This window comes from Rhodoferax sp., assembly GCF_039922535.1.
Taxonomy (GTDB): Bacteria; Pseudomonadota; Gammaproteobacteria; order Burkholderiales; family Burkholderiaceae_C; genus Rhodoferax_B.
The window spans coordinates 1-10612 of the sequence record NZ_JBDTEM010000431.1 but is presented as its reverse complement, the minus strand read 5'-3'; the positions used below and the strand labels follow the sequence as shown (position 1 = coordinate 10612).

At 58.9% G+C, this 10612-nt stretch carries 8 protein-coding genes and 1 pseudogene; 6 read left to right on the top strand and 3 right to left on the bottom strand.

Going from position 1 to position 10612, the window contains the following annotated elements; translation table 11 throughout:
• Both ABI213_RS20610 and ABI213_RS20605 read right to left on the bottom strand, forming a co-directional pair.
• Positions 1-1143: type VI secretion system Vgr family protein (locus ABI213_RS20610; protein WP_348028460.1), on the bottom strand; the 1143-nt coding region annotated here is incomplete at its 3' end.
• Positions 1144-1153: 10 nt separating this feature from the next.
• Positions 1154-2026: a hypothetical protein gene (locus ABI213_RS20605; protein WP_348006138.1), complete on the bottom strand. Its 873-nt coding sequence runs from the start codon at positions 2024-2026 to the stop codon at positions 1154-1156.
• Positions 2027-2074: 48 nt separating this feature from the next.
• Here ABI213_RS20605 and ABI213_RS20600 point away from each other — a divergent pair, with 48 nt between their 5' ends.
• From ABI213_RS20600 to ABI213_RS20575, 6 genes are all read left to right on the top strand, one after another.
• Positions 2075-2917 carry a M15 family metallopeptidase gene (locus tag ABI213_RS20600; RefSeq protein WP_348006137.1) on the top strand — a complete coding sequence of 281 codons (843 nt, stop codon included), beginning with the start codon at positions 2075-2077 and terminating at the stop codon, positions 2915-2917.
• Between the two features lie 120 nt (positions 2918-3037).
• Positions 3038-3301 (top strand): PAAR domain-containing protein, encoded by a 264-nt coding sequence (locus tag ABI213_RS20595; RefSeq protein ID WP_348006136.1) that lies wholly within the window; start codon positions 3038-3040, stop codon positions 3299-3301.
• Between the two features lie 55 nt (positions 3302-3356).
• Complete coding sequence (locus ABI213_RS20590; protein WP_348006135.1) at positions 3357-4802, top strand: hypothetical protein; 1446 nt, start codon at positions 3357-3359, stop codon at positions 4800-4802.
• Positions 4803-4842: 40 nt separating this feature from the next.
• On the top strand, positions 4843-8664 hold the full coding sequence (tssM, locus tag ABI213_RS20585; protein ID WP_348006134.1) for a type VI secretion system membrane subunit TssM: 3822 nt from the start codon (positions 4843-4845) through the stop codon (positions 8662-8664).
• Complete coding sequence (gene tagF / locus ABI213_RS20580) at positions 8661-9647, top strand: type VI secretion system-associated protein TagF (RefSeq protein ID WP_348006133.1); 987 nt, start codon at positions 8661-8663, stop codon at positions 9645-9647. The genes tssM and tagF overlap by 4 nt, the downstream gene beginning before the upstream one ends.
• A gap of 4 nt (positions 9648-9651) precedes the next feature.
• Complete coding sequence (locus tag ABI213_RS20575; RefSeq protein WP_348006141.1) at positions 9652-10428, top strand: OmpA family protein; 777 nt, start codon at positions 9652-9654, stop codon at positions 10426-10428.
• Between the two features lie 31 nt (positions 10429-10459).
• Here the strand turns inward: ABI213_RS20575 and ABI213_RS20570 are convergent.
• Positions 10460-10612, bottom strand: a pseudogene (locus ABI213_RS20570) (type VI secretion system protein TssA); the annotation flags it as partial.

The following is a 10612-nucleotide window of genomic DNA, read 5'->3' as shown; positions in this document are numbered from 1 at the left end:
GTCTTCTGCGTCCGGTGCAGAGAGTGAGGTGAGCGAGGCCAGCGGTCCCTGGCTGAGGGTGAAGCGGGTGCCGGGGCGCAGGGTGCGCACGCTGGAGCGGGCTTGCCAGAGGGTGCTGCGGGCTTCGCTGGCTTCGATCAGCCGCTCGGCATAGTGGCGGGCCTCGGCCGGGGTGGCAAAGGCGTACATGCCGGGGCTGTCGTAGCGCTCCAACTGGGGCATGGAGGAGCTGCTCTGGGCTCCGCCCTGGGTGCCGTTTTTACGGTTGCTGGGGGTGCTGGCAATACTGGTGCTGACCGATTGCTTGGTTTTGTAGTCAAAGCTCTGCAGGGTGACGCGGCTGGGCTGCAGGGTGCAGCTTTGCACCAGGGCTTGCACGCTGTCTTGCTCTTCCATGGCGCGGGCTCCGTGGAAGCGGATGCCGGGTTTATTGGTGGGTCTATTGGGCTCTGCCCCCAAAAAACTGGTGCGGTCTTCGGGGGTGGCGGTGGTGTGGGTCGTGTCGGCGAAGAGCACGATCTGGTGGCCGCAGGGGGCGTTTTCACTTTCTTCCACACGCCAGCCCAGGCCTTCTTCGGCCAGCAGGCGGCTGACGAAGTCGAGGTCGGTTTCGCGGTACTGGGCCACAAAACTGCGCGGGCGGGCGGCCTCCAGGAAAGGGGCGACGTCGTCGCTCCAGCGCCAAGCGGCGAAGCTGCCTTCGGCGGTGTTATAGGCCTGGAAAATAACGTCCACAATTTGGATGACGTTTTGGTCCTGCCAGGCGCGGCTGTTGCGGGTCTGCGACAGGAGCCAGATCCAGGGCACCACGCGCAGGCGCAAACGGGTCAGGCTACCCTGGGCTGCCAGGCTCGTGCCCAGCTTGGCGACCTCGCTGACCAAGCCGGTAAAGCAGGTGAGGCTGCCGTCGGACAGGGTGGTTTGCAGGCTGGCGGTTTGGCCGATGAGGGTTTTGAGTTCCAGCTGGGTATCGGTGCTAAGCACGATGAGGTCCCGTGCGCCTACGGTGTGCAGGGCTTCTGTGGCGCAGAAGGCTTCGACCTGCAGGTTGACGCTGGGCAGGTTGGGCAGGGTGAGCGCGTACAGACGGGTGGCGCTGCTGAATTCGGCCAGCTGGGCCAAGAGGTCTTGGGGGTTAGGCATGCGGTGGCTATTACTTGGCTTTGCAGGCTGCATCGTTAGACGACGCGCCCGAGCAAATACGCCGGTGGCACAGCTTGGCTTCGGTGCCGCCCAGGCGCTTGCAACGTTTGAGCAAAGACACGGTGGAGTCGCCGTGTTGGCGTTCCACGATGTCTTGGTTGACGCGGGCGGAGGCCGCTTTGCGGCTCTGCGGGGGAGCGGTGGACTCGGGGATGGGCTGGTTTTCCGTATGCGCTACCAACGCCGAGATCAAATCAACGTCGTTGTCTGCGACGGCCACTGGCTTGGCTGCGGGTGGGCGTGCCTTGGCGGCCACGGTTGCGGGCCGACTGGTTGAAGCGGTTGTGGCTTTGACCGGTGGGGCGGCAGCAGGGCTGGCTTTCAGCGCGGCTTTAAGGGTGTTGGCTGGCACTTTGACACCGGCCTCCAGGGTGGACGTGAGGTTGGCATGTCCGTCGGCGCTGGCCGTGGCTTCTGCCTGCGTAGCGGTTGGCTGGGGCTCGTCTGTGACGATGGTTGCCGCGGTTTGGCTGGCCGCGGCGGCAATGGCCGGAGCCGTTACCGTATCGGCACTGGCCACCGTAGTGGGGGCGCTGGGCGGTACCACCATCGTTGCGGGTGAAGGCGTGGTGTCCACGGGTGCGGCAGGGCGGTTGAACACGCCCCAGGCGAGCGCAGCGGCTCCCAGGAGCAACACCAAGAGCCATAGGCCGGTGCGCCGCGTTGGTTGGCCGGGTGCTTTGGGTTTGGCGCTGCGGCCTGGGCTAGCGCCAGACAGGCTGGAGAGGATGCGATCGTTGTCCGTGTCGCTGGAGTGGGGCACGGCGCTGGCAAGAAGACTGGGCTTTTCAGAGCCGCGTTTGGGTTGTTCTGTATGTTGCAAAATGCCTGTTCCTAAAATTGTGAACCGTCAGCGACGTTGAGCTTACCCGTGCTTTTTATTGCCATCAGCCTGTGCTTTTTGTTAGCTTGCTTTATTGCCTGGATGATTCTATTTGGGTCAGGACGGGATGTTGTAACGGGTTGGGTGCGGTACGCCGCAGGTAAAACGAAGTACAGGATACAAGCTTGGCAACGATCTAGAAAGCAGGCGTTGGGGCAGGCGGGCAGCAGCCTGGAAGGCTGGTGGCTACGTACTTGGCTGGGTGTTCGGCAGCATTACTGGTTGTGCCTGGCGGCTGTGGTTTTGATCGCCTTGCCCCCGCTGGGCGCGATTTTGTTCAGCGGTAAATCGATGCTGCAGGGGTTTGAGGACACTGGGCGCGTCACCAATGTGCAGATTGCCGAATTGCTTAAAGGCGAGCAGTTGGTGCCGCCGCCGCCGCTGCCGCCTGATTTTTTCACCACCCAAGAAGTTCAACAGGTTCGTCCCATGCTGGTGGGTGCCAGCCGCAACTGGCAACTGCTGAACCCGGACTATGTGCAGCGGCTGCTGCTGGTGTTCAAGATCATGAAAGAAAAGTACAACTACGACATGACCATTCTGGAGGGGTACCGGAGCCCAGAGCGGCAAAACATGCTCGCTGCCTTGGGTACCAACGTGACCAATGCGGCCGCTTTCCAGAGCTACCACCAGTATGGTCTGGCGGCAGATTGCGCATTCATGCGCGATGGCAAACTGGTGATTTCTGAGAAGGATCCTTGGGCGATGGAGGGTTATAGGCGCTACGGAGAGGTTGCCGAATCGGTGGGCCTGACGTGGGGTGGTCGCTGGAAGATGATGGACTTTGGCCATACCGAGCTGCATTTGCCCGGGGTACTGAAAAAGCCTTGAGGGATAGTGCGGTAGTGGCTGCACTGGCCTGAAATTGCTTGTAGGGCTGGGGCGCAGGGCGGCCGTGTCCATACCGCAGGTAGACTGCGTGGCTAAGTCACACACAAGGGAGGGAAAGAGATGGGCAAGGCGTTTATTGTTTTAGGCGACAAAACTTCGCATGGGGGGAGCGTGGTGGAGGCTTCGGCCCAGACCACCTCTGGCAACATTGCGGTGGCCCGCGTTGGCGACAAGGTCACCTGCCCGATACCAGGCCATGGCACCAATACGATTGCCAGTGGCGACCCTATGCTGGTGGTGGACGGGTCCCCGGTCGCCCGTGACGGCGACAAAACTGCCTGTGGTGCCACTTTGATCGCCAGCCAAGGGGCGACTTCCGTTTGATCGCCCATACATTTGCTTTTAGCGTGGTGTCGCGCCACTGCAGGGGGTGCCGCTGATGCTGGCTTGGTTCAAGCGCGGCGCGCTGGTGTTGGCGCTGTTTATCGCCATCTGGATTTTGATGGTGCTGTACTGGCAGACTACGCACCGCATGCCCAGCGAGTCCGAGGTGGTGCTGTACATGTTGGTGCTGCCGATCGTTTTTCTGCTGGCGATTTGGTTGTTGCGCAAAGTTGCAGTGGGGCTTGCGGCTGCCGTCACGGCTAGGGCTGCGTCAGCAGCGCCCGTGGCCAGCAACCCAGAGGTACCCGTAGATACCAGCCAGCAGGAACGTGGTTGGACGCTGGTGGTGCTGGGCAGCGCCTTGCGGTCTGCCCACGGTCAGGCTGCAGATGCGCTGGCGGAGGCCCTGAAATCCAAAGAGACACGTTTGCCCCTCGACACCGAGTTGACCGATGCCGATGGTTTTCCGATAAAGGCGGGCCGCATCGCGGACCTGGATGTCAAAGCCGGTGCCGATTTACTGGCCGCATGGCAGGTGTCGTCCCCGCTGGCGGCGCAGACCTGGTCCGATGAGCAATTGCGCGCGCTGGCGCTGGGCCAAGAGGTGTTATTGGATCTGCTACCCCAGTTGCAGGCCCACCCGGTTTTGTCTGCCTATGTCCAGGCCAACGCCGCGGAGCGTGCCCGCATGGCCTTGCCTACCTTGCAGCTGTTGCTGGTATGGCCCAGCCGTTGGTCGCAACAGGCGCGCCAAACTGCGTCGATGTGGTTCATGCATCTGGTCGAAAGCCAAGGCTGGCCCGCAGAACGGTTGCTGTTGAGCCCGCTGGGCGACAACCCACAGCTCCATCCGCTGGGGCTGATTGACCAGATGCTGCAGCAAGCACATCGCCAGTCTTTGCCATGCTTGGGGCTGGTCTTGGCCAGCGAATCCTGGCTGGGTGAGGACAGCATCGCTGCACTGGAGCAGACGGGGCAATTGCTTAACAGCAGAACTCCGCATGGAAAAATACCGGGCGAAGGTGCCGTGGGCTTGTTGTTGGCCGATGCGCAGCAGGCCACCGTGATGGCGACACAGGAAGCTGTTGCTTTGCACCGTGTGGCGCTAGGCCGGCGAGACAAATCTGCCGATGCCGGTGGCCGCATCGAAAGTGGACTTTTGTCCGAGCTGGCACAGCATGCGCTGCAAGCCGCCAATGTGCCCGCCGACCAAGTCACTCTGCTGGTAGCCGACGGCGACCAGCGCCGCCTGCCAGAGCTGCTGAACTTTGCGTATGCGGTATTGCCTGCGCTGGATACTGATAGCCAATGCCTGAAGGTCGCATCAGACTGCGGTAGTGCCGGTGCTGTGTCCAGCCTGACTGCCTTGGCGCTGGCACACGACGAAGCCAGCGTCCATGGGGGCACGGCTTTGTGCATTGGCAACCAGGATGCTTTTGACCGCGTGGCGGTCATCCTGCGCCCTGTGGTATCCCCTATTCCAGCGCGAACCGATACCTAGACCGGCATCGCGCCCCATCTACAACTCCCACATCTCCAACATGCAACGAATTTGGCAATTTCTTACCAATACGAATACCCTGGTCGTCATAGGGTTCGCTGCGCTGGCGGGTTTCCTGTTTCTGGGCGCAAACGCGATGCAGATTGCGCTCATCTGGGCGGCAGTTATCTTCTTGTTGGCATTTGCGGCATGGCTGGCCTACCGGTTGTATAAAAGCTGGCGCGTCAAACAGGCATCGGCCCAGTTGGGCGATATGTTGGAGCGTCAAGCCGATAAATCGGCGACGCGGCCCAGCAATTTCCAACGTGACGAGGTGGAGGTCATTCGTAAGCGCATGCTGGATGCCGTGGGAACCATCAAGAGTTCCAAACTGGGTTTGAAATCGGGTACTGCTGCGCTGTATGAACTGCCTTGGTACATGGTGATTGGCAACCCGGCCGCGGGCAAAAGTACCGCCATCACCAACTCGGGCCTGCAATTTCCGTTTGCCGACAAGCACGGGAAAATTGTGCAAGGCGTGGGCGGCACTCGCAACTGCGATTGGTTCTTCACCACCGATGGCATTTTGCTGGACACCGCTGGCCGCTATTCCGTGTATGACGACGACCGCGAAGAGTGGTTCAGCTTTCTCGGTTTGCTGAAGAAGAACCGCAAGCAGGCGCCCATCAACGGCATTATCTTGGCGGTCAGCATTGCAGAGCTGACCAGCAACCGGCCAGAGACCAATATCAACCTGGCCAAGAACTTGCGCCAACGTGTACAAGAGCTGACCGAACGCCTGGAAGTTTTTGCCCCGGTGTACGTGATGTTTACCAAGGCCGATCTGATCAACGGCTTCAATGAGTTTTTCAGTGAATGCGATCGCAACGAAAGAGACCGCGTATGGGGGGCTACTTTGCCTTACCGGCGCAATAGCACCGGCCAGGAGGTGGTGAACTTTTTTGACACCCGGTTTGACGAGTTGTACGACGGCTTGAAAGAGATGAGCCTGGCCAATATGGCGATGAACCGTTCAGAACGTATGCCGCCCGGCTTACTGACTTTTCCTCTCGAATTTGCGTCCATCAAGGGCGTGTTGGCATCCTTCGTCGCTACGCTGTTTGAGGAAAACCCGTACCAGTTCAAACCGGTATTTCGGGGCTTTTACTTTACCAGTGCAGCGCAAGAAGGCAGTGCACAAGGTAGTTCTTCGGAGCGCGTTGCCGAGCGCTTTGGTTTGCGTTTGCAGCCACCCCTGTATGCAGAGGTCAATGCCCACCAGGGCTTTTTTCTGCTCAACCTGTTCAAGCAGGTCATCTTTGCAGACAAACAACTGGTGTCGCAATACGCTAGCCCTACCAAGATCCGTTTTCGCTACGCCGTATTTTTTGCGGCAACTGCCGTGGTGGGATTGGCTTTGGGTGGCTGGAGCTGGTCGTATGTGGGCAATAGGCAGTTGACTGCCAATGTGCAGGCCGACTTGGACAAGGCCGTGAAACTGCAAGACAAGCGGTTGGATCTGCAGTCCCGCTTTGAGGCGCTTGAAATTTTGCAGGACCGGATTGAACAGCTGCATAAACTCCACGACAACCCGCCTTTGTCGTTGGGTTTTGGCCTTTACCAGGGCGACTTGCTTGAGCGCAAACTGCGCGAGGAGTATTACGCGGGTATCAAGGAGGTCATGCTCAACCCGGTCACGGCCAACATCGAAGCGTTTTTGGCAGAGGTCAACCGCGGTGCAGACAAGCTGGAGGCGATGTCCCGGCCGCCCCAAATGGTCGGAGCTTCCACGTCTGGTGCCGTTTCCGAAACGCGTACGGCGGGTGGCACCACCGCGCAGCCCTACAAAGATGTGTCGCCCAGCAGTGTGGAGGACGCCTACAAGGCGCTGAAAACCTATCTGATGCTGGGCGATAAGTCCCACGCCGAGGCCAGCCACCTTAATGACCAAATCACGCGTTTCTGGCGCGGCTGGCTGGAGAGCAACCGCGGCAATATGTCGCGCGAGCAGATGATACGCAGTGCCGAACGCCTGATCAGTTTTTCGCTGGAACAGATCGCTGATCCGTCATGGCCCGTGCTCGATACCAAGCTCTCGCTGGTGGACCAAACCCGGGAGAACTTGCGCCGTGTGGTGCGCGGTATGCCGGCGCGAGACCGGGTGTATGCAGACGTGAAGGCGCGTGCATCTACCCGCTTCCCATCCATGACCGTGGCGCGGATTGTGGGTGATCAAGACAAGGAACTGGTGGTCGGTAGCTACGCGATTTCAGGCGCGTTTACCCGCGATGCCTGGACGAATTTCGTCGAAGATGCCTTCAAGGATGCCGCCAACAAAGAGCTGCAAAGCGCCGATTGGGTTCTGAAGACCGCCTCTAAAGACGACCTGACCCTGGAAGGCAGTCCGGAACAGATACAGAAGGCCTTGGTCAACCAGTACAAAGCTGAGTACGCCAAGGAGTGGCAGAAGTTTATTCAGGGGGTGGCAGTGGCCGACCTCAGCGGCTTTGATTCTGCCGTGACCGCGATGAACCGTTTGGGTGACCCCGTGACCTCACCCATCAACAAGATCGTGACCACCGTTTACCAAGAGACATCTTGGGATAATCCTTCGCTCGTCAATGCGGGCTTGATGCGTGCCCAGAGCGGCATCTGGGATTGGGTCAAAACTACCGTTCTGCGGCAGTCGCCTACGCCTGTGACGGTCAATGTGGGTGGTCTCGCTACGGACGTGCCGATGGGGCCTGTAGGCACTGAGTTTTCTGGCGTGGCGAAACTGGTTGTTAGCAAGGACAAAGACGCTTCGCTGATGCGCGGCTACATGGAGTCACTGTCCAAGTTGCGGACCCGCTTCAATCTCATCAAAAACCAAGGAGACACGGGCCCCGGTGCCAAACAACTGATGCAGCAAACCCTGGAAGGCACGGGTTCCGAACTGTCGGATGGTCTGAAGTATGTTGACGAGCAAATGCTGGTTGGTATGACTGATTCGCAAAAGCAAGCCATCCGGCCGTTGCTAGTGCGGCCTTTGATGCAGGCCTTTACCGTGGCCATCAAGCCGACCGAGTCCGAGATGAACAAGGTCTGGCTGGCGCAGGTATATGAGCCCTTTCAGAAGACACTGGCGGGCAAATATCCGTTTACGGTGGACTCCAAGATTGAGGCGAACAACACGGAAATCGGTGCCATCTTTGGCGCTGATGGTGCCGTCGCCAAATTCGTGAATACTTCCATGGGGCCCTTGGTGGTTCGGCGCGGCGACACGCTGTCTGCCAAGACCTGGGCGAACATGGGTATCAACTTGTCGCCCAGTATTGTGAATAATTTTGCAGCCTGGATCACCCCGCTAGGAGGAGCCGGGGCGGCAGCATCTACAGGGGGTGCGGCAGAACCGCAGACCGTGTTCCAGATCCAGCCATTGCCTGCACCGGGTACCACCGAATACACCATAGAAATTGATGGGCAGCTATTGCGTTACCGGAATACCCAGACCCAATGGACCAACTTCACCTGGCCGAACGCGCAGGGTGTGCCTGGTGCGAAGATTACGGCTGTGACGTTTGATGGCCGAACCGTAGAGGTCGCCAATCAGCCGGGGCGGTTCGGGCTGGAGCGTTTGATCAACTCTGCTTCGCGCAAGCGCAAGGACGGCGGTGTTTTCGAACTCAGCTGGAACAACGCTGGGGTTACCGTGGCGGTAGACCTGAAGATCATCAGTAGCGCACAAGTCTCTGGATCTACGTCAGACAAAGGCTCAACCCCCACACTGCGCGGTATGAAGCTGCCGGAAACCATAGCAGGTGGCGCGGCACTAGCGGCTGATCCTATCCCTGCTGCGCCAGCCGCTTCGGTTGCTTCACGTGCGGTAGGAGTGGTGCAATGAGCGGCACGGCGACACAAACCAAGGTGGGCTATTTTGGCAAAGTGCCTTCGCGCGGGGACTTTATCAAGGCTTCGGACAACAGCGGGTTAATTACGCTGTTGGACAATTGGTTAGCGCAGTCGATGGACTTGCTGTCGGGCGACTTGCGCTGGAAGATTACTTACGACAGCGTGCGGCCATTGCATTTTGTGTTCATGGGGCCACGCAGCAAACGTGCCGTTGCGGGCCATTTATGCGCTAGTACGGACCAGGCCCAGCGGCGTTTTCCTTTTTTGTCGATGAGCACGATAGATCTTGAGGATCCAGTGGGGTTCATTAAGCGCAGTCCTCTCATTTTGGCGCGGCTGTGGACGCGTCTTGAATCGCTAACGACAGGTGTTTTGACCTCCAATGATGCCACTGCCGCCTTGCAGAATTTAGCGGCGGCCTCCGTCGATCTGGAGCTCAACGCCTCCGCGTACGACGCTGCATTTGCCGATTTTTTGGATCTGCAAACCGTGGGGGCGCTCGATATGTTACTGGCCCAATCGGGCTTCAAGGGTACTGTACGCCAGTTGTTGTTGGCGCTGGGCTTGCTGCTGCAGCCGGTGATGGCTAGCAGCTCCAGTCGCCTGGAAAAGAGCCTGATCTTGCCCTTGCCCCACGACCCTATGTACCGCGCACTGGTGGCCACGCTGTGGATGCATCTGATTGCGCCTTTTCTGCAACGTGCAGATTTTGAGTTGGCGCTGTTCATCACACAACTCCAGGGTAAGCCTTGCATGGTGCTGGGGTTCAGTGGTGCTTCAGCACGCACCTTGCAGGCCATCATGGACCCCCAAATCGGCATCGAGCAGCACATCGCCTTTGATGCGGCCGATTGGATAGAAGAGCAACTCGATGCCGATTACAGCGTCAAGAAGCTGTCCAGCTATTTGTCCCAGCCCAATCTGTCTTTGAAATCAGCTTACGACTCGTTTCGTGAAGCGTTTATGGGAGCTTGACGCCATGCGTTGCTTGTGGATTTTCTTGTTTTTTGTCTCCAGCCTGGGATGGGCGCAAAACGTTGCCCCACCTGCGGTGACCCCCAATCCAGGCCAGGTTTTGATCACTGGCACAGTGCCCGATGAAGCCACCAAAGCCAGTGTTCTTGCGCGTCTGCGGGAGCTGTATGGCGCTGACAAAGTGGTGGACCAGATTGCGATTGGCGCGGTGGTATTGCCCGCTAACTGGTCTGGGTATGTCCAGAAAATCATCAGCCCGAACCTGAAACTCATCAGCCGTGGGCAGTTGAAAATCGATGGTACCGCTGTTAGTCTGCGCGGCGAGGTGGGCAACGAAGCACAGCGCCAGCAAATTGCCAGCGACATCGCCACCAATCTGAACCCGACCTATACCGTGAACAATGGTTTGCGCGTTTCGGCATCCGACCAAGGTGTGCTGGACAGCGTGCTGGCCAACCGCGTGGTGGAGTTCGAAAGCGGGCAGACGACTTTGACGCCAGCAGGCAAATCCATTCTGGACCAGATGGCGGCAGCCCTGCAGAAGATGAAGGGTAAAAAGGTGGAAATCATCGGCCACACCGATGACCGCGGGTTGCGCGAAAGCAATATCGCACTTAGCCTTGCGCGGGCCGATGCGGTGAAGCTGTATTTTGGTAGCAAAGGGATAGATGTCGCTTTGCTAACTACCTCTGGCCAAGGGCCGGACCGGCCGGTTGCGGGCAACGAAACCGCCGACGGACGTGCCCGCAACCGGCGTATTGAATTCCGGGTTGCACAGTAAAAGGCTTTGGCTGAACAAGCCGAAGCATAGTTCAGCGGCCGTCTGCCTCCGGTTTCTGCAGGCCTAATAGCTCTTCGATATGCGACAGAGATGCACTGTCTTTGACAACCGTCTTAAGCCAGTCATGCAATGGCAGGTCGCCCCATTTGGCTGCTTTTTCTGCAAGATAGGCGACCGGGCTGTG

What these genes read in the sequence shown, in the direction of transcription:
- tssM (WP_348006134.1), top strand. Translation starts at nt 4,843, where the DNA reads ATGCAACGAATTTGGCAATTTCTTACCAATACGAATACCCTGGTCGTC.
- ABI213_RS20575 (WP_348006141.1), top strand. Translation starts at nt 9,652, where the DNA reads ATGCGTTGCTTGTGGATTTTCTTGTTTTTTGTCTCCAGCCTGGGATGG.
- tagF (WP_348006133.1), top strand. Translation starts at nt 8,661, where the DNA reads ATGAGCGGCACGGCGACACAAACCAAGGTGGGCTATTTTGGCAAAGTG.
- ABI213_RS20595 (WP_348006136.1), top strand. Translation starts at nt 3,038, where the DNA reads ATGGGCAAGGCGTTTATTGTTTTAGGCGACAAAACTTCGCATGGGGGG.
- ABI213_RS20590 (WP_348006135.1), top strand. Translation starts at nt 3,357, where the DNA reads ATGCTGGCTTGGTTCAAGCGCGGCGCGCTGGTGTTGGCGCTGTTTATC.